The organism is Rummeliibacillus sp. POC4, assembly GCF_003576525.1.
Classification (GTDB): domain Bacteria; phylum Bacillota; class Bacilli; order Bacillales_A; family Planococcaceae; genus Rummeliibacillus.
The window spans coordinates 1-19,388 of the sequence record NZ_QWUA01000008.1 but is presented as its reverse complement, the minus strand read 5'-3'; the positions used below and the strand labels follow the sequence as shown (position 1 = coordinate 19,388).

Here is a 19,388-nt window from a genome sequence, read left to right as displayed (position 1 = left end):
TAAATGAGCTACTTTTGTTATTAGATTGGTTGTTTATGAATACTGTTAAATCATATGATTCGTAAAAAACACTATCATAATCAAAACCTTATTATAAAAATACACTTTATCTTATCATGAAAATAGAAGAAAAGCGAGAGTCGCCTTTCTTCTATCTGGTTATTTAATATGTTGATCGACTTTATTTAAATGCTCATTGTATGTTTTAGAGAAATGGTTGTTTCCTTTTTCATCTGCTACAAAGTATAGATAGTCGGTTTCAGCTGGATTAATAGCTGCTTCTAACGACTCTTTACCTGCATTAGAAATTGGACCTGGTGGTAACCCTGCGTTCTTATATGTGTTGTATGGATTATCGACTTCTAAATCTTTGTACAATACACGAGATTTATGTTTTCCTAAAGCATAGAGAACAGTTGGGTCTGTTTGTAATGGCATTTTTTTATCAATACGATTGTAAAATACGCTTGCAATTGTTTCACGATCTGCTTTAGCTGTAGCTTCTCGTTCGAGCAATGAGGCAAAAGTCAAAAATTTATGAACAGACATTCGTTTTTCTTTCAATTGTACTGCGTATGATCCTACAACTTCATCTGTTTGAGCAACCATTTGTTCAGCTATCTCTTCAAGTTTAGGTTTTTCTTCAAAGAATGGATATGTTGATGGGTATAAATATCCTTCTAGTGCATAACGAATATTCTTGTTGTATACAGCCTTAGTGACCGTTTTAGGATATTTTTTTCTCATATCCTTTACAAATTCTTTACTTGTCACTAAATCCATAAATTCCTTCTTAGAGTAGTCGGTACTTTTAGATACTCGTTCAGCTATTTGGTCAAGAGTCAATCCTTCAGGAACGGTTATCGTAAATTCAGGTTGGCGATAAACTTTTCCTGTTTTTAAACTTTTAATAATTTCATCAATGGTCATTGATTGTGTTAATTCATATGTACCAGCTTGAAAGGCTGATTCATTTTTGAATTTTGCATAGTATTTAAATACTTTAGCATTTTTGATAATTCCTTTTTCTTCTAAAGTTTGCGAGATTGAATCTAAAGAAGAACCAATTGGAAATTCTATTTTTACTGATTTGTTAGCACTTTCGTTTACAGGTTTCAATGCACCTTTTATATAGAAATACATACTAATCCCTACAACAAGTACTAGTGCTACAATTATAGTCGAAATGATTAATACAATTTTTCGAACAAGCTTTTTTTCTGCTTGTCTTTCTTTTAACATATTGATTTGATCTTTTTTTGATGAATTTGTACTCAATTGCAAGTCCTCCTTTGAAAAGAGTATATCTCGCTTATTGTAAACTTATCCAGCCTGATGATTGGACTCACTTTCAATAAAAAAAGCGGAATGCTAAGTACTCATTCCGCTTGGGCGATTTTACTCGTTACTCTTCACCAAATTCAGCATCAAGAGTGTTTAATACTTCTTCAACCATATCCCATTCTTCGTCTGTTTCGATAGGAACAAGTTCTCCACCTTCACCATCTTCAGCAGGGTTGATTGCAGATGCAAAAATTTCTACTTCTTCGCCTTCTTCTGCGCCTTCTTTATAATACAGTACATATGATTTACCGAAGTCGTCTGAATCGAAAGTGTATAGTACAGCGTATACTTGTTCATTTCCTTCATCGTCTACTGCAATAATATGTTCGTGATTGTGTTCGTGTTCTTGTGTCATTTCCAGTCACCTCTTCTGATTATTTGAGTTACTTATTCTTGCTCAATTCCTTCATCTAATTCTTCAATAACAGATTCAATATAATCCCATTCTTCTTCGGTTTCGATTGGTGATAATTCACCATCTGTACCATCATCAGAAGGAATAAAAGATGATGCGAAAATTTCAACAGTACCATCTTCATCTTCAGAACCAATTACAGAATAAAGGACATAAGATTTTCCAAATTCTGCAGAGTCAAATGTATGAAGCACTTCACAAAGTTGCTCATTACCATCTTCATCAACGACTGTGATATGACGTTGTTCTAATTCTTCTTCCATTTTTTCACCTCATAATTGTTTTCGGTCTAAAAATCCTTGTAGGATCATGACCGCAGCCATCTTATCAATGACTTTTTTACGATTTTTGCGTCGAACATCTGCTTCAATAAGCAATCGTTCTGCTGCCATCGTAGTTAAACGCTCGTCCCAAAGTGTGACAGGCATTGAAAAAGTATCTTCTAAAAGCTTTGCATAAGCTTGTGATGCTTCTCCTCTGGGACCAATTGTATTATTCATATTTTTCGGGAATCCAACAACGAATTCCGTTACTCCATATTGTTGGACGAGTTCACTGATTCTTTCGATACCGAATTCACCATTTTCCTCATCAATTTTAACAGTTTCAACGCCTTGAGCTGTCCACCCAAGGGCGTCGCTAACTGCTACTCCAACAGTTTTGGAGCCTACATCTAAACCCATTATTCTCATCATTTTGCTCCGTTATTCTTCTTAATATAGAACTTAACTAGTTCTTCTAAAATTTCGTCACGTTCAAGCTTACGAATTTTGTTACGAGCATCTTGATGACGAGGAATATAAGCGGGATCTCCCGATAATAGGTATCCAACTATTTGGTTAATCGGGTTGTACCCTTTTTCTTCTAGTGCTGCATGAACATGAAGCATGGTTTCTCTTACTTCTTGTTCCATAGATTCTTCTGGGAAATTAAATTTCATCGTTTGATCAAACTTACTCATGCTCAGCACCTCACTTTAAAGTTGTTGGAAATTAAAACATCTTATAATTTTTAGTATACCTGATTCTTAATGCCTTTTAAATAGATTTTACATAATTATACACAGAATCCAACGCTTCTGCCAATTTTGAGCCATCTTTTGCTCCAGCCATTGCCATGTCAGGGCGACCGCCGCCTTTACCACCGCATTGTTCTGCTACATGTTTGACGATATTACCAGCGTGATAATTTCCACCTGCTATATCTTTTGTTACACCTGCACATAACATAACTTTTTCACCAGCTGTTGCTCCAAGAACAATTATGCTGTTATCCATTTTACCTTTTAAATCATCCATTAATTGGCGTAATTGATTATTATCTTTTGCATCTACTTTTGTAGAAAGAACTGTAACATTACCAATTTGTTGAGCTGCAGAAAGAATATTAGATGCTTGAGCTCCAGCAATTTTAGCTGAAAGTGATGCATTTTCACGTTGTTGTTCTTTTAACTCATGTTGTAATCCTTCTACACGAGCAACCAAATCTTTTGGATTTGCTTTTAGAAGTCCCGCAGCTTGTTCTAGAATATGTTGTTCTTCTTTTGCGGCAATATATGCTGCTTGTCCTGTAACTGCCTCGATACGTCGAGTACCTGCCCCGATACCACCTTCGGAAATAATTTTGAAGAAGCCAATTTCAGAAGTATTTTTTACATGAATACCACCACATAATTCAATTGAGTAGTCAGATACTTGAACAACTCGAACAACATCACCATATTTTTCTCCGAACAATGCCATTGCTCCCATTGCTTTTGCGTCTGCAATCGGCATTTCTTCGATAACGACTTGAATGCCTTCCCAAACTTTTTCATTGACAATTTGTTCGATTTTTTCTAATTCTTCTTTTGTCACAGCACCAAAGTGAGAGAAGTCGAAACGTAAACGATCTGGCCCTACATATGAACCTGCTTGGTTTACATGTTCGCCAAGAGTATCTTTTAATGCGCGTTGTAAAAGGTGAGTTGCAGTATGGTTTTTCACAATTAAGTTTCGTTCAGCGCGATCGACTTTTGCGAACACTTCATCTTCTACATGCATTTCACCAGATTCAATAAGTACAGTGTGTAACGGTTGACCATTTGGTGCTTTTTGTACATCTTTGACAGATGCAGTGAATGAATCGTTTGAAATTGTACCATGGTCTGCGATTTGTCCACCCATTTCTGCATAAAATGGTGTTTCAGCTAAAATAACTAATACTTCGTCACCTTCAGATGCTGTTTTTGCTTCTTGTCCGCCAACAACCATTGCAGCAACTCTTGTATTTGTTTCTAATGTATCGTAACCAACAAAAGTACTTTCTTGTTTTAAGTTTGCTAACACTTCTGATTGTACATGCATAGAGTCAACATCTTGACGAGCATTACGAGCACGCTCACGTTGTGCTTCCATTTCAGCTTCAAAACCAGCTTCATCTACTGTCATACCTACTTCTTCAGCATATTCTTCAGTAAGTTCTACTGGGAAACCATACGTATCATACAAACGGAATGCATCAGCGCCTGGAATAACTGTTTCACCTTTTGCTTTTTGTGATTCTACAACTTCATTGAAAATAGCTAAACCATCGTGTAGTGTTTCATGGAAACGAACTTCTTCGTTTTTAATAACACGTGAAATAAATTCTGCCTTTTCTTGTACTTGTGGATAAAAATCAGCCATAATTGCACCAACAGTTGAAACTAATTCGAACATAAATGGCTTTTCAATACCAATTTGTTTTGCATAACGAACAGCACGACGCAATAAACGACGTAATACATAGCCTCGGCCTTCATTTGAAGGTAGAGCACCATCACCAATAGCAAATGCTACAGTACGAATATGGTCTGCGATTACTTTGAATGGTGTGTTTATATCTTCTTCACTACCGAAAATTTCATTGAAATCTATTTCGTTAGGGCGTTTATATTTGCGATTTGCAAATTCTTCAATTTTTTCAATGATTGGCATAAATAAATCTGTATCAAAGTTTGTAGGTACATTTTGGACAACTGAAGCCATACGTTCAAGTCCCATACCTGTATCAATATTTTGCTTTGGTAGTGGAGTGTAAGTACCATCTGGATTATGGTTGAATTGTGAGAACACAAGGTTCCAAATTTCTAGATAACGTTCATTTTCCCCACCTGGATATAATTCAGGGTCTTTTGGGTTATTGCCATATTCTTCGCCACGATCATAGAAGATTTCTGAGTTTGGACCACTTGGACCTTCACCAATATCCCAGAAGTTACCTTCTAAACGGATTAGGCGTTCTTCAGGCACACCGATTTCATCTTTCCAAATATTATATGCTTCTTGGTCTTCAGGGTGAATTGTAATGGATAATTTAGCACCATCGAATCCCATCCATTTTGGATCAGTTAAAAATTCCCAAGCAAAATGAATAGCTTCTTTTTTAAAGTAATCACCGATAGAAAAGTTACCAAGCATTTCAAAGAAAGTATGGTGTCTTGCTGTTTTACCAACATTTTCGATATCGTTTGTACGAATTGCTTTTTGAGCATTTGTTATACGTGGATTTTCAGGTATAACGGAACCATCAAAGTATTTTTTTAATGTTGCTACACCAGAGTTAATCCAAAGTAATGATGCGTCATTAATTGGAACAAGTGGCATACTTGGCTCTTGTTTATGATTTTTTTCTTCGAAGAATTGAATGAATTTACGACGAATTTCTGCAGATGTTTGCATAGAAATTATTTCCTCCTTTAATACAATAAAAAAAACCCCATCCTCTTAAAAGGGACGAAGGTTATATTCGCGGTACCACCCTAATTATAATAATTTACACTATTATCTCTTACTTTACCTTAACGCGGTTAACGACAGTTTTTAACTGCACTCAGGACGAGCTTTTCCAAATTGGAAGTTGAAGATTCTCGCAGCCAAGGAATCTCTTTCTGAACACTTTCCAATAAGTACTTTTTTCCTTCAACGATTTCTAAATATAGGGTTTAAAAATAGTACATTTGCGTTATATGACTAGTTGTATCCATTTTTTCTCTTTCTTATTTTAAAAAATGCCTGTCATTATGTCAATTCTCATTATTCATAAAGTCATATGGACTAATACCATTCATGCCGATCATGGGATGGATGCTATATACATTCTCCATAGTCAGCTTAGCAGGTTCTCCATTCGTTTCTGCTAAATCTGATTCTATAGGGGCTTCTTCTACATTTATCGTTTCTGATGATGAGTCAACATTTTCTATAGGACTTTTCACTTTTTTTTCAACAGGTGTATCACTCATTAACCGATCTGCCAGACTAGTATGCCTTTTTGAATCATCAGTTCTTTGGAAACCATAGATAAAAGTATCAGGTTCTCCACAAAGGATAAGAAAGTTTTTAGCTCTTGTAATACCCGTATAGAGTAAATTCTTCCGAAGCATTTTAGAATAGCTTCTAACAATCGGCATAATTACCATTGGAAATTCGCTACCTTGGGATTTATGAATCGAGCAACAATACGCTAGTGTTAGTTGATTTAAATCACCTTTTTGATATGTTACTTCAATACCATCGAAAGAAACTATTAATAAGTCTGTTTTTTCAACCGTTTCTTTCGCTTTTATAATGGAAATTACTTCCCCCATATCTCCATTGAATACATTATTATTTGGTTGGTTGACGAGTTGCAATACCTTATCACCAATTCGATAAATCGTATCTCCAAAAGCAATTTCTTTTGTTTTTTCGCTTTTCTTAGGATTCAAAAGTTCTTGCAGCAATTTGTTCAAAGCATCAATACCAGCAGTTCCCCGATACATCGGTGCTAATACTTGTATGTCATGAATAGAAAATCCTTTTTTTATGGCACTTTTCACTACTTGACCAACTACATCTGCAATTTGCTCTTGACCAACTCGGATAAATGATCGATCACTTGTTTTAACTGTTAAGTCTTGAGGTATTTCGCCTTGTTTCATCTGATGTGCCAGTTCAATAATTGAAGAACCTTCTGATTGACGATAAACATCGGTAAGTTCAACAGTTGGAATTGACTTCGAGGCAAGTAAGTCTTTTAGTACTTGCCCTGGCCCAACTGGTGGTAGTTGGTCTTGGTCCCCAACAAAAATCACTTGGCAATCATCGTTCAATGCTTTTAATAATTGGTGAGCTAACCAAGTATCTACCATCGACATTTCATCCACGATTATAAGTCTACCCGCGACTTCGCGATCTGAATCTTCATCTTTTTCTTGACCTGTAAATCCTAATAATCGGTGAATAGTCATCGCAGGGAGTTCAGTAGATTCGCTAAGTCGTTTTGCTGCACGACCTGTTGGAGCAACTAAAACAATTGGAAAATCTTCATCTTTTTCGGCATACTCCTTTGGATTCAATGACAACCCATGCAATTCTGCATAGACATCTACAATTCCTTTGACAACAGTTGTTTTCCCAGTACCTGGACCACCTGTTAAGATCATTACAGCGGAATTAATGGCGGTTTCAATTGCTTCGATTTGCGTTTCTGCATAACTAACACCAAACCTTTCCTCAGCATCCCCTATTCGCTTACGAATTTCTGATGCTGGAAAAGCAGAATGTTCTTTGTTTTTTTTGACTAGTTCAGTTATTTTCGATGCAATACCAATTTCCGAATAATAGAGTGAGGGCATATAGATTCTTGTTTCTTCGCCACATACTTTACCATCTTCACCTAATTCGATAATACATTTTGAGATATCATCGTATTCTATCGCACATCGTTGGCTTGTTTCTAGAAGTCGTTTAGCTTCAGGTATTATTTCACTAGCATCAAGAAAAACATGTCCTTCTGATAGTGCAGCTACATTCAAAAGATGTAAAATCGCAGCTTTAATCCGATCTGGATGGTTTCCTGTTATATGTAATCTTGCACCAAGTTCATCTGCACGTTGGAAACCAATTCCTTCAATATCTTCAATTAATCGATAAGGATTTTTTTGCAACACTTGCAATGTTTCACCTTCGTACATTTGGTAAATCTTCACTGCAATTTGTGCGCCAAATCCCCATTCATTGAGTTGAATCATAATGCGATCGAGTCCAAGATTTTGTTCCAAAACTGAACGTAGTGTTTGCTTTTTTTCTTCAGTTAATCGAGGAATTTCATCTAATGCATCTGGGTTTTCAATAATCACTTTGATAGCATTTGCCCCTAGTTTTTTGACGATAATATCAGCAGTACGACGACCGATTCCAGGGAATAAATCACTAGCTAAATATTGAACGACCCCAGTTTCAGTTGCTGGAATCTCTTTTTCAAAAGTAGCAGCTTGAAACTGTAGGCCGTATTTAGGATGTTGCTTCAGTTGACCTGTATAGCGGTATATAGCATCCTCGACAACTTTAGGAAAATAACCTGTGACGATTATTTCCTTTTCTTTATAGTCCGTATTTGTTTCTTGAATTTTCAACTTTACAATTGAAAACAAATTTTGTGCATTATGAAAAATGGTAACGACAGGTCGACCGACGATAAAAAGCTGCTCGTCTGTAAATAATGTTAAATTCCCAGTCAACTCTGTCCCCTTCTTTCAAATTAGTTCTTTTTCATCGCAAGCATGTCATGAATATATCGTGCTTGTTCAAATTCAGGTTGTAATGTATAAGCTTGTTTTAAATGATACATTGCATCATCAATTTGGTCGGTAGAAACAGCATATAATACTCCTAAATTATAGTGAGCATCTGCATTATTCCAATCTTCATCGATGACAAACTTTAGTTCTTTCTCTGCTTGTTCAAATAATTCTAATGTACATAGCATAATGCCATAAGATAGTCTTATTTGTAAATCTTGCGGTGCAAGTTCAGCTGCTCGTTGCATATAAGGCAGGCCAAGCTTATGTTGTCCTTCATGTTCAAAACTTTTACCTAACATATAATAGGCATCAGCACCTTCAATTCCATGACGAATTGATTTCTCATATAATTTTGCAGCTTCTAAATATCTTTCTGAATTATAATATAAATTCGCTAAACCGTAGTATGCTGTTGCCGTATTTTCATCTAATGTTATTGCTTTTTGGAAAAAACGTTCTGCTCGTTCTATATCATCCATTGATGCTAGTAGATTACCGAAGTTAATATAACCCACTGGATCATTAGGATTTTCGTCTATTGCTTGAGTAAATGCTTTAGCTGCATCTTCATAACGTTTTTCTTGAATAGCTTTTACGCCTTCTTCATTAAAATCCATTTCTATCACCTCTATATTACCCAACGTAAGTTAGTTTTTCGCCATTTTTAAATACTTCATCAATCGTAGCGCCACCTAGACATTCATCTCCATCGTATAAAACAACAGATTGTCCTGGTGTGATAGCACGCGTTGGTTCACTAAAGGTAACTTGCCATTTATCTTCGCCTAAAATTTCTACTTCTACAGGTACGTCCTTTTGACGATAACGGAATTTAGCTGTAGCTTTGAACTTTTTAGGCATTTCGCGATGTGTTGTAAAACTTGTTTTCACTGCAGTTAAGCTAGTAGAAAATAGTTTATCGTTATAGAAGTTTTGACCAACTAATAAGACATTTCTTTCTAAATCTTTTCCTAGTACAAACCATGGATCACCATCTCCGCCGATTCCAAGGCCATGACGTTGTCCAATTGTGTAATACATTAATCCATCGTGTTTGCCCATCACTTGACCATCAAATGTTTCCATATTGCCTGGTTGCGCAGGTAAGTATTGACTTAAGAACTCTTTGAAATTACGTTCTCCGATAAAACAGATACCTGTTGAGTCTTTTTTCTTGGCAGTTGCTAAACCTGCTTCAGCTGCGATTTCACGGACACGAGGTTTTTCTAATTCTCCAATTGGGAACATAACTTTCGACAATTGTTCTTGAGATAATTGGTTTAAGAAATACGTTTGGTCTTTGTTTTGATCGACGCCGCGTAACATTCTTGTTTCACCGTCTCGTACTTCTACTCGTGCATAATGCCCTGTTGCCACATAATCAGCACCAAGTTTTAAAGCATGTTCTAGGAATGCCTTAAATTTGATTTCTTTGTTGCACATAACATCAGGATTTGGTGTACGACCTGCTTTATATTCCTCTAAGAAATAAGTAAATACTTTATCCCAATATTGTTTTTCAAAGTTTACTGCATAATAAGGAATTCCGATTTGATTGCAAACTTTAATGACATCTTCATAATCTTCTGTAGCTGTACAAACACCATTTTCGTCTGTATCATCCCAGTTTTTCATAAAAATACCGATGACGTCATAGCCTTGTTTCTTTAATAAGTAAGCCGTCACAGAAGAATCGACTCCTCCAGACATTCCGACGACAACCCGGGTTTGTGAGGGGTCTTTCGTTACGTTCATATTGTTTCACCTTTTTCTATTATTTCACTAGACGTTTTACGATCTCGATTGTTTTAACTGCAGCTGTTTCAATGTCCTCCAGTGTTAAGCCATAGCCAAAGCTAAAGCGAATAGAGTTGCGGAGTTCATCGGCATCTTTTCCGTACATAGCAACTAGTACATGTGAAGGATCGATAGAACCAGCTGTACATGCAGAACCACTTGAAGCTGCTATACCTGCGATATCCAAATTAACTAAAAAAGATTCTACATCCATTCCTTTAAAGCTAATATTTAAAACATGAGGTAAATAGTCAACTTCATCACCATTTACATGATAAGTGATACCTGCTTGATCTAATTTATCTAAAAATGTTTTGCGGAATTGTTTAAATAATTGTTGTTTTTCTTCAAAACTATCTTGTGCAATTTTTGTAGCTTCTGCTAAACCAACAACTGCCGGTACATTTTCAGTTCCTGCACGACGTTTGCGCTCCTGTTCTCCCCCGAAAATAATTGGTTGAATTTTTGCGTTATCACGTTGATATAAAAAGCCTAAGCCTTTCGGGCCGTTCAATTTATGAGAAGAAACAGATAGTAAATCTACTTGTAATTCATTGACATCAATCTTTTGAATACCAAATGCTTGAACTGCATCCGTATGGAAACTCGCTTGATGATCCTTTAATAAGGCACCGATTTCTTTAATCGGTTGTAATGTACCGACTTCGTTGTTACCAAACATAACTGTTACCAAAATGGTATCGTCTCGAAGAGCTTTTTTTAGATCATCAAGTGAGATCATTCCTTTTTCGTTGACTGGAAGATATGTCACTTCAAAGCCTTCTCTTTCTAGTTGTTGGCAAGTATGAAGTACTGCATGATGCTCGATTTGTGTTGTAATAATATGGCGACCTTCTGCACGTCTTGCATGTGCTGTACCAGTAATCGCTAAATTATCAGCTTCACTACCACCACTGGTAAAGATGATTTCGCGGTCTTTTGCACCAATAGATTTTGCAATTACTGTTCTTGCTTCGTCCAAATATTTGCGAGCATATCGACCAATGCCATGAATACTAGAGGGATTGCCAAAAACTACTCCCATAGTTTCTGCCATCTTCTCAATTACAGCTGGATGCATAGGAGAAGTTGCAGCATGGTCAAGATAAATTTCTTTCATGATAAAAAACTCCTTTTAAATATAAAACATATAGCCATCGTCATTATGTTCTTCTGTATAAGTTGCTAAATCATCAAGTGTTGTTGTTTCAAGTACGTCTTTTACAGCATCTCGAACACGTAACCAAAGCTCTCGTTGTGGTGGAGCTTCTTCTTCAATACCTTCAACAGGTTGAATTGGACCTTCTAAAACTTTAATCACATCTGCTGAAGAGATTAAATGGGGTGCTTTTGACAGCATATAACCACCGTATGCACCACGAACACTTTTTACAAGGCCTGAGTTTCTTAAAGGAGAAACAAGTTGTTCTAAATAAGCTTCTGATAAGTTGTTCTCAGATGCAATTTGTCTAAGTGGGATTGGTCCTTGACCATATTCTTTAGCCAACTCAATCATAATAGTTAGGCCATAACGACCTTTTGTTGATATTTTCATATATACACCTCTAAAATTAGCTATTTGTCTAGATTAAAGTATAGCATATTTCCTTTCATTCTACTCGGGAATGATTTATGATTATTGTTACGAGTTATCGAAACTTGTCTAATTATCAAAACAAGTAATTTTATCTACTACTTTATCACTTATAACATAAATTTTTCTTAGTAAAGATACATTAAATTTACAACAACTTACTGGATACAAATAAATGAAGGAGGTGTCTGCATGCCGAACGAACCACTTGCTTTTCGTATGCGACCACGTAACCTTGATGAAGTTGTTGGTCATCAAGAAATTATTGGACAAAATACTACATTATATAAAATGATAAAAAATGGGCATATACCTTCTATGTTACTTTACGGTGAACCTGGTATTGGAAAAACATCGATTGCCTTTGCAATAGCTGGTTCTTCTAAATTACCATTTTTCGCCTTGAATGCTACACGTGCAGGAAAAAAAGATGTGGAGGATGTTGTAGGCGAAGCAAAATTATCAGGACAAGTCATCTTATTTTTAGATGAAATTCATCGTTTCAATAAATTGCAACAAGATACTCTACTTCCACATGTTGAAAACGGTTCAATTGTATTAATAGGGGCAACAACCGAAAATCCATTTCACGATGTCAATCCTGCCATTCGATCCCGCTGTGGAGAGATTAAGCAACTTAAGAGATTGACAGATGATGATATTGATACATTGATACTTCGAGCTTTAGAAGATAAAGAACGCGGACTAGGTCGTTATAAAATCCGCATGACAGATGATCAACGTACACTCATCGTACAAGCTGCACATGGAGATGCCCGAAAAGCACTAACTCTTTTGGAGTCTGTCTACTATTCTTCAGATGAAGAAAACGATGAGACGATTGTACAAGATTCAATCGTCAAAAATCTAGCAGAACGCATCGGAGTTTATGGGGATAAAAAAGGAAGTCACTTCTATAATCTTATTTCAGCATTACAAAAATCTATTCGTGGAAGTGATGTAAACGCAGCAATCTACTATTTAGCGAACTGTTTGGAAAATGGTGATTTGGTTGCGGTCAGTCGACGATTGCTTGTAATCAGTTATGAAGATATAGGTTTAGCTGCTCCTGAAGTAGGTTCACATGTTCTTGCAGCAGTACAGGCTGCTGAACGTCTTGGAATGCCGGAAGCACGTATTCCGCTTGCACATGCTGTTATTGAAATGTGTCTAGCAGAAAAATCCAATTCAGCTATTGCTGCTATTGATGCAGCAACAGCAGCTATTCACGCTGGTAAAACAGGAGACATCCCGATGCATTTACGAGATGCTCACTATGCAGGTGCAAAAGTACTCGGCGTAGAAGGATATCAATATCCGCATAATACACCTATTGGTACATTTGGTGGCTGGGTAGATCAGCAATATTTACCCGATGAACTAGAAGGCACGGAATTCTACAAACCAGTCATTGCAGGACAAGAAAAACGCATGGCAGGAATCTATGATCATTTGAATAGTTTAAAAAAGAATAGAAAAAAATAGCCTATTTATTAGTAATCTAAGACTATGGACGACCCTAACAAATTTAGAGTTTGTCTATAGTCTTTTTATAGTTTATTTTATCCAAATAAGTAGAACAATAATCATCTTGAATCCATTAGTTATATAAGGATATTACCGACAAACACTTTTTAAGACTATTTCGAAGAGGAATTAAGTCACGATTGGATTCAACTTTAATATAAAAACTTTTTAAGAATGTCTTACAGTTTGAATATAAAAACCAATACTGTTCTTCCTCTATCTGTTCTTTTTGATTTTTTAGTTGTATCGGTATATTTTGCACTAATGTTTCGATCTCTTTTTGCTCCAATCCTCTATTTAACATTTCTAATATGGGAATCAAAATTCTTTCGTCTTCATCATGTATATAAACACTTGTAGAAACGAAAATCTTATTCCATAGCATTTTAAGTATTTCTATAAAGGATTCCTGATTTATTTTTGGATTCTTTATAAGTTCTTCAAAAGCATCAGCTACATGAGCTATACTGTGTGCCCATCCTTTTACTGAAACATAGCCCCTTAAATCATTCTCTAAATTTATATAATCGATTAACCTGTCCTTAATTTTATAAACTGTACTTTTGGAAAGAAAATTATCTTCGTTATCTCTATAAAGAATAAGTGCCACTAAAAGTGAAGTAAAAGATCTTATGAAAACTGTATCCGTTCCATTTTCCTCAATTCCTTTAAATAACAATTCATTTATACTCAAGTCTAAGAGTTTTTTTAACATGTTATGTTCGAGAATATTTTTCTCTATTATTAATTGACAAAATGAGCCATATATCAAGTTGTCCCTTAACTCACTATCAATTGAACCGATATGGTTAATCATTGATTGAACTATAAGCGACTTATTCTTTTCATCCCAGTCGTTTTGTCCATTTTGAATATCCTTTAAAACCATTCTTAGTTCATCTTCATCTAATAAAATTGTGTTTGTAAGTAGATTCAATATTAATCACCTTTGCAGATATGTTTTTTTACAATACTTTTTACTTATCATAATTCAACTTTCGCAGTTGAAATTTCATTTGTCTCTATCCTACATATTTTTTGAATGAAATGTGGTACTTTTGATTGTTAGAAATCTGTTCTTTCTTGACAGATTTATTTATATTTATAAATTTGTATGTTGATTGGAGTGGATGGCGGTGACTCCTCGAAAATGTATTCACATTTTCTTCGTGCGGTGTAAATTTCGAGGAAGCTAATTCAATGTCCTGCGGGAAAGCGAGACAGGTGAGACCCCGGAACGAAGTGAGGAGGCTCACCGCTCGCCCGCGGAAAGCGTCCGCCAGTAACGGAAATCAACAGATTATCATAGAAAAAAACAAGGCCATCAAGAGTTAAATTCTATGCACCCTGATTTTTCCATTTTAAAAGTTTGGATTTAAGATATTACGTAGTAACTTTCAACACAGTTTTAATTTTTTGAATAACCCCACCAGAACTATAAGTCAGTACGCTTCGTTTATAGAATGAAAAACTAATATAGAACAGTACGATAACTGTAACGATTAAAACAATTAATGCAATAAGTGGTTCTGCAGGTAACAAGTCCGTCGCACCTATTCGAAGCGGCATAACCATCACTGTCGTAAATGGGATAAAAGAAAAGACTTTTACAAGCAATGTATCTGGATTGGATAAACCTGATAACAATACGTAAAAACCCGCCATACCAACGAACATAGCTGGCATCATCGTTTGGCCCGCTTCCTCTACTTTAGAAACAAGTGAACCAAAGAGGGCACCCATAATTAAGAAAAGGAAAATAGATAACAATAAGTATGCAAGAGTGTATAGAACATAACTTATCGATAAATGATCAACAATATCCGCAACTTTCCCCCACTTTTCTCCTCCGTTTACTATTAACAATAGAATAATTTGTACACCAAATATCAATATGACTTGCGTAAATGCTAATAAATAAGTACCCGTAATCTTTGCCAAAAAGTGGGTTGAAGGTTTAACACTTGCAAGTAATACTTCTAATACCCGTGAACCTTTTTCGGAAGCAACATCTGTCGTAATAATAGATAAAAACGAAATAACGATTGAGTAGACTATTGAACCTACTAAAATAGAAGCTCCAATGCCTGCCGCTTTTTCATCCTCGCTCTTTCCACTTTCTTTTTCAGTATTTAAATTTTTCATATTAATCGGTGTTTCAGATTCAATAATTTGAGCTGCTTGTTCAGCCGATAAATTGAGTTGTTGTACCGAATAGATTTTTCCAGCATACTGAATCATCGAAGATAATTTCGTTTGATCATTGAATTCAAGTGGTGTATATGTGGCAATTTCAGCGTTTAACTTACCGTCTTTTTCATTTAGAAAGACTGCCGCATCTAATTTCTCATCTTTGACCTGTTTTTCAATTTTTGCTGAATCATCATTAGAAAAAGAAAATTTCAAATCGTTATCTGATTGAAATACTTCTTTAAAATCCTGTTTTGTATTGTTAATCATAGCAATCTTAAGTGGTTCTTCGGAAAAAAGAGCAGCTTTAATATCAGACCAAAATATAATCCCACTGATAATTGCAACATATAATAATGTCCCAAAAATAAATGATTTTGCTTTAATCTTTTGCTTATAAAGCTGAGTTACTAATATCCAAAATTTAGACATGCTCTCCACCTACCAAGTCTTTGAAGATTTCATCCAGCGATAAATAATCCATACTAAACTTCTCCATATATTTTCCTTTTCCAAGAGTATCAAATAATTGTTCTCCGTACGATTCATCTTCCAATAATAAGGTGAAACCATCTTTTGTTTCTTTAACATTCCCAACACCAGGAAGGGCAAATAGTTGTGATTTATCCAGATCTGTACGGATACTTAGTTTAATCTTGCCGTATTGCTCCTTTAAATCTACTAAACTACCAGTAAATAAAGACTCACCTTTTTTTAATATACAAAGATGATCACAAAGCTCTTCCACATTATCCATTTGATGACTTGAGAAAAGAATCGTTGTACCTTTTTCTTTTAGATATAAAATTGCATCCATTAATAATTGCCGATTAACAGGATCAAGACCACTAAAAGGCTCATCTAATATTAGAAACTCTGGTTGGTGGATAAAACTTGCGATTAGCTGTACTTTTTGCTGATTTCCTTTTGACAGTGTTTCAGCCTTTGCTTTTCGTTTATCATCCAATTCAAATCGAGTAATCCAGTAATCTACTTCTTGTTTCAAATCCGTCCTAGTCCACCCTCGTAATACACCAAAAAAATAAAGTTGTTCTTCTACTGTCATAGTAGGGAAAATACCACGTTCTTCTGGCAAATAGCCAAGTACATCTCGATTGACTCTATTCATCGGTTGACCATTCCAAGATATATTCCCCTCAGTCGTATCCTGTAAATCTAAAATCATACGAAATGTTGTAGTTTTTCCAGCTCCATTCTGTCCTATTAATCCAAAGATTTCTCCTTTTTCAATAGTAAAAGATAGCTGATTCACTGCTTTAAAATCATGATACCTTTTTGTAACTTGCTCGATTACTAGTGCCATAAACCTTCTCCTTTTTTAAAAATTCTGAACATAATACTTATACGTTTCTAACCACGAAATGTATTCACCTTAATTGAAATTAAATAGATATGGTTATCATAAATAAAATGTTTGTCTCTTTTGTAAGACAAAATAGAAAAATCACAACAAAAGAACTTGATGCTACAGTTGAAATTATATATCAATTTAACTAATAATGGTAAAAAATAAAATTTCATATTACCATATTTAACTAATATTCCTATTACATAATAAAAACCGTATTCACAGATTAATGTGTAAATACGGTTTTGGTAAATATATATTAGCCTTGTACTCGATTAATTTTAATATCTTTCAAAATATCACGTACTACCCAGCTTGCAGCTATTAAACCTGCTGTAGAAGGGGCAAAAGCATTTGATGATGGTGGCATTTTAGCTTTTCTAATTTCAGCATCCGGTTTACCAACTGTTTCGGCAACATCTGGTCGAATAACAATTGGACTTTCATCAGAGAAAATAACAGGAACACCTTTTTTAATGCCATCCTTACGTAATTTTAAACGAATGACTTTAGCAAGTGGGTCTGTATGCGTTTTTGATATATCTGCGATTTTAAAACGAGTTGGGTCCATTTTGTTGGCAGCACCCATACTAGAGATAATTTTAATCTTTCTTTTTAGACATTCTTTAATAATATGAATTTTGTATTTCACAGTATCTGAAGCATCAATGACATAATCAGGTTGATAGCTAAAGAATTTTTCATATGTTTCTTCTGTATAGAACATATGTAAATCGATTACTTCACATTCCGGATTAATATCCGCAATTCTTTCTTTCATAACTGCTGATTTTGATTTACCGATTGTAGATATATAAGCAACTAATTGACGGTTAATATTCGTAATATCAACATCATCCTTATCTACTAAAATAATTCGACCAACACCACTTCTTGCGCATGCTTCAGCAGCAAATGAACCAACACCACCAACGCCTAGAATGGCAACGGTCGTATTTTTTAGTTTATCTAAACCTTCTTGTCCAATTGCAAGCTCATTTCTTGAAAATTGATGTAACATGAACGTCTCTCCTATTAATAAAGTAATCCTATTCTTTTACTTATATAATTGCTCCATCAAAAATATAAACCTAAAGTATGTAACAATGCAAGTAAAGTATAGAAAAAACTCTAGTTTACATCTTTCCTAAATTGACACCGCAATACTTTTGAGTTCTAACATTCAACATCAATACCCTCTGAAAAAATTACTTCGGATAATTTTGCAAGAGCTTCTTCTACATCTGATCCTTCTGCAGAAATTGTAATTTCTGCCCCTGATAGTTACTTTCCCTATTCGTTTATGTTAGTTTTTCAATTAAGCATATAATGTTGCTTCATTTTATTTCATCTAAATCAGACAATATCTTTAGATTTTGCTATTAATTACTTATAGACTGTTGTCGAATACAATTTTGCCTTGGCGAATTGTTTTTTGCACATATAATTTTTGATCAAGTAGCACAAAATCCGCATCTAATCCCTCAGCAATATGACCTTTTGACGTAATACCCATTTGTTTACATGCATTTGTAGAAGACATAGCAACTAATTCTTGGAGTGTGCAATTTGTAGCTTTTCGCATGTTTCGAACTGCTAAATCCATCGTTAATACACTTCCAGCTAAGGAGCCATTTGGTAAATATGCTCCTTTTGGTGTTAGATGAACTAGTTGTCCACCTAAATCGTAATGACCGTTTGGTTCACCTTTTGCTCTCATTGCATCCGTAATAAGAATAATATTATTTGCCCCTTTGACACGGTAAGTAAAGTCAACTGCTCTTGGATGAACATGGATAAAATCAACAATCAACTCTACCTTCACATTTTCAGATAGCAATACGCCTCCCACTACTCCTAATTCACGATGATGGAAAGGTCGCATTTTATTATATAAATGTGTCACTTGTTTTACACCTAGAGAAATGGCTTTTTCTACTTCTTCAATTGTTGCATCAGAATGACCAATCGATATGACAACACTCTCTTTGGCTAAAGCTTCTACAAATTCAAAACCACCATTTACTTCTGGTGCAACTGTGATTTCTTTTATTTTATAGCCACTTAATCTTTGCCATTGTGTGAATTGATCAATAGATGGGGGAATAATATGTTCTACTGGTTGTGCGCCAGCACATTTTTTTGAAATATATGGACCTTCAACATGAATACCAATAACTTCTGCTTCATTTTCTGCACTTTCAAAGTTAGCTATATTCTTTAAAGCCGATTCAATTGCTTGTTGTTCTTGTGTCATAGTAGTAGCTAAAAAGCTAGTTGTCCCCTCTTTAACTAATGATCTTGCTATTATATGAAGTGACTCTGTTGTTGCATCCATCGTATCTTTTCCTGCTGATCCATGAATATGCATATCAATATAGCCTGGAAAAAGTATTTTGCCACTACCATCAATTTCTTTATCCGCTTTTAATCGAAGTGAAGATCCAATTTTTTTGATTTTCCCGTCTTCAACAAGAATATCTGCAATGTACTCTTTTTCGTTTGCATTAATAATCTTAACTCCAGATATAAACAGTGTTTGCACCAATATCATACCCCCTTTTTT

The 19,388-nt window shown here is 35.2% G+C and carries 17 protein-coding genes and 1 other annotated feature; of the genes, 1 reads left to right on the top strand and 16 read right to left on the bottom strand.

The window, feature by feature from the left end; translation table 11 throughout:
• Positions 1 to 159: 159 nt before the first annotated feature.
• From mltG to cymR, 11 genes are all read right to left on the bottom strand, one after another.
• Positions 160 to 1,278: an endolytic transglycosylase MltG gene (mltG, locus tag D1606_RS04280; protein ID WP_119414780.1), complete on the bottom strand. Its 1,119-nt coding sequence runs from the start codon at positions 1,276 to 1,278 to the stop codon at positions 160 to 162.
• A gap of 127 nt (positions 1,279 to 1,405) precedes the next feature.
• Positions 1,406 to 1,699 carry a DUF1292 domain-containing protein gene (locus D1606_RS04275; RefSeq protein ID WP_119414779.1) on the bottom strand — a complete coding sequence of 98 codons (294 nt, stop codon included), beginning with the start codon at positions 1,697 to 1,699 and terminating at the stop codon, positions 1,406 to 1,408.
• A gap of 32 nt (positions 1,700 to 1,731) precedes the next feature.
• A complete protein-coding gene (locus D1606_RS04270) occupies positions 1,732 to 2,022 on the bottom strand; it encodes a DUF1292 domain-containing protein (RefSeq protein ID WP_119414778.1) in 291 nt (96 codons plus the stop codon).
• Positions 2,023 to 2,031: 9 nt separating this feature from the next.
• A complete protein-coding gene (gene ruvX / locus D1606_RS04265; RefSeq protein WP_119414777.1) occupies positions 2,032 to 2,451 on the bottom strand; it encodes a Holliday junction resolvase RuvX in 420 nt (139 codons plus the stop codon).
• Positions 2,451 to 2,720: an IreB family regulatory phosphoprotein gene (locus D1606_RS04260; protein ID WP_119414776.1), complete on the bottom strand. Its 270-nt coding sequence runs from the start codon at positions 2,718 to 2,720 to the stop codon at positions 2,451 to 2,453. Before D1606_RS04260 ends, ruvX begins: the two co-directional genes overlap by 1 nt.
• A gap of 76 nt (positions 2,721 to 2,796) precedes the next feature.
• Positions 2,797 to 5,460: an alanine--tRNA ligase gene (gene alaS / locus D1606_RS04255; protein WP_119414775.1), complete on the bottom strand. Its 2,664-nt coding sequence runs from the start codon at positions 5,458 to 5,460 to the stop codon at positions 2,797 to 2,799.
• A gap of 47 nt (positions 5,461 to 5,507) precedes the next feature.
• Positions 5,508 to 5,713, bottom strand: a binding site (T-box leader).
• A 91-nt stretch (positions 5,714 to 5,804) separates the two neighbouring features.
• Entirely contained in the window at positions 5,805 to 8,282 is a 2,478-nt protein-coding gene (recD2, locus tag D1606_RS04250; RefSeq protein WP_119414774.1) for an SF1B family DNA helicase RecD2, read from the bottom strand.
• Positions 8,283 to 8,302: 20 nt separating this feature from the next.
• A complete protein-coding gene (locus tag D1606_RS04245; protein ID WP_119414773.1) occupies positions 8,303 to 8,962 on the bottom strand; it encodes a tetratricopeptide repeat protein in 660 nt (219 codons plus the stop codon).
• A gap of 16 nt (positions 8,963 to 8,978) precedes the next feature.
• Positions 8,979 to 10,100: a tRNA 2-thiouridine(34) synthase MnmA gene (gene mnmA, locus D1606_RS04240; protein ID WP_119414772.1), complete on the bottom strand. Its 1,122-nt coding sequence runs from the start codon at positions 10,098 to 10,100 to the stop codon at positions 8,979 to 8,981.
• A 19-nt stretch (positions 10,101 to 10,119) separates the two neighbouring features.
• On the bottom strand, positions 10,120 to 11,262 hold the full coding sequence (locus D1606_RS04235; protein WP_199670657.1) for a cysteine desulfurase family protein: 1,143 nt from the start codon (positions 11,260 to 11,262) through the stop codon (positions 10,120 to 10,122).
• Positions 11,263 to 11,277: 15 nt separating this feature from the next.
• Positions 11,278 to 11,697 (bottom strand): cysteine metabolism transcriptional regulator CymR, encoded by a 420-nt coding sequence (gene cymR / locus D1606_RS04230; RefSeq protein WP_119414770.1) that lies wholly within the window; start codon positions 11,695 to 11,697, stop codon positions 11,278 to 11,280.
• A 231-nt stretch (positions 11,698 to 11,928) separates the two neighbouring features.
• Between cymR and D1606_RS04225 the strand changes: the two genes are divergently transcribed.
• Positions 11,929 to 13,221 carry a replication-associated recombination protein A gene (locus D1606_RS04225; RefSeq protein WP_119414769.1) on the top strand — a complete coding sequence of 431 codons (1,293 nt, stop codon included), beginning with the start codon at positions 11,929 to 11,931 and terminating at the stop codon, positions 13,219 to 13,221.
• A gap of 115 nt (positions 13,222 to 13,336) precedes the next feature.
• On the opposite strand, the gene D1606_RS04220 is transcribed toward D1606_RS04225, so the two are convergent.
• The 5 genes from D1606_RS04220 to nagA form a co-directional block, all read right to left on the bottom strand.
• Entirely contained in the window at positions 13,337 to 14,200 is an 864-nt protein-coding gene (locus D1606_RS04220; protein ID WP_119414768.1) for a DUF2785 domain-containing protein, read from the bottom strand.
• Between the two features lie 446 nt (positions 14,201 to 14,646).
• Positions 14,647 to 15,885, bottom strand: coding sequence for an ABC transporter permease (locus D1606_RS04215; RefSeq protein WP_119414767.1), 1,239 nt, complete (start codon positions 15,883 to 15,885; stop codon positions 14,647 to 14,649).
• Positions 15,878 to 16,777, bottom strand: coding sequence for an ABC transporter ATP-binding protein (locus tag D1606_RS04210; RefSeq protein ID WP_119414766.1), 900 nt, complete (start codon positions 16,775 to 16,777; stop codon positions 15,878 to 15,880). The genes D1606_RS04215 and D1606_RS04210 overlap by 8 nt, the downstream gene beginning before the upstream one ends.
• 304 nt (positions 16,778 to 17,081) lie before the next feature.
• Positions 17,082 to 17,843, bottom strand: a complete 762-nt coding sequence (locus D1606_RS04205) for a tRNA threonylcarbamoyladenosine dehydratase (protein WP_119414765.1) — start codon at positions 17,841 to 17,843, stop codon at positions 17,082 to 17,084.
• 369 nt (positions 17,844 to 18,212) lie between these two features.
• On the bottom strand, positions 18,213 to 19,376 hold the full coding sequence (nagA, locus tag D1606_RS04200; protein ID WP_119414857.1) for an N-acetylglucosamine-6-phosphate deacetylase: 1,164 nt from the start codon (positions 19,374 to 19,376) through the stop codon (positions 18,213 to 18,215).
• Between the last annotated feature and the right edge of the window lie 12 nt (positions 19,377 to 19,388).

Excerpts from the sequence above, each read along its gene's own strand:
- ruvX (WP_119414777.1), bottom strand. The coding sequence starts at position 2,451 with ATGAGAATAATGGGTTTAGATGTAGGCTCCAAAACTGTTGGAGTAGCA.
- D1606_RS04235 (WP_199670657.1), bottom strand. The coding sequence starts at position 11,262 with ATGAAAGAAATTTATCTTGACCATGCTGCAACTTCTCCTATGCATCCA.
- D1606_RS04260 (WP_119414776.1), bottom strand. The coding sequence starts at position 2,720 with ATGAGTAAGTTTGATCAAACGATGAAATTTAATTTCCCAGAAGAATCT.
- D1606_RS04245 (WP_119414773.1), bottom strand. The coding sequence starts at position 8,962 with ATGGATTTTAATGAAGAAGGCGTAAAAGCTATTCAAGAAAAACGTTAT.
- alaS (WP_119414775.1), bottom strand. The coding sequence starts at position 5,460 with ATGCAAACATCTGCAGAAATTCGTCGTAAATTCATTCAATTCTTCGAA.
- D1606_RS04225 (WP_119414769.1), top strand. The coding sequence starts at position 11,929 with ATGCCGAACGAACCACTTGCTTTTCGTATGCGACCACGTAACCTTGAT.
- D1606_RS04215 (WP_119414767.1), bottom strand. The coding sequence starts at position 15,885 with ATGTCTAAATTTTGGATATTAGTAACTCAGCTTTATAAGCAAAAGATT.
- mnmA (WP_119414772.1), bottom strand. The coding sequence starts at position 10,100 with ATGAACGTAACGAAAGACCCCTCACAAACCCGGGTTGTCGTCGGAATG.
- D1606_RS04210 (WP_119414766.1), bottom strand. The coding sequence starts at position 16,777 with ATGGCACTAGTAATCGAGCAAGTTACAAAAAGGTATCATGATTTTAAA.
- D1606_RS04275 (WP_119414779.1), bottom strand. The coding sequence starts at position 1,699 with ATGACACAAGAACACGAACACAATCACGAACATATTATTGCAGTAGAC.
- D1606_RS04270 (WP_119414778.1), bottom strand. The coding sequence starts at position 2,022 with ATGGAAGAAGAATTAGAACAACGTCATATCACAGTCGTTGATGAAGAT.
- D1606_RS04205 (WP_119414765.1), bottom strand. The coding sequence starts at position 17,843 with ATGTTACATCAATTTTCAAGAAATGAGCTTGCAATTGGACAAGAAGGT.
- nagA (WP_119414857.1), bottom strand. The coding sequence starts at position 19,376 with ATGATATTGGTGCAAACACTGTTTATATCTGGAGTTAAGATTATTAAT.
- cymR (WP_119414770.1), bottom strand. The coding sequence starts at position 11,697 with ATGAAAATATCAACAAAAGGTCGTTATGGCCTAACTATTATGATTGAG.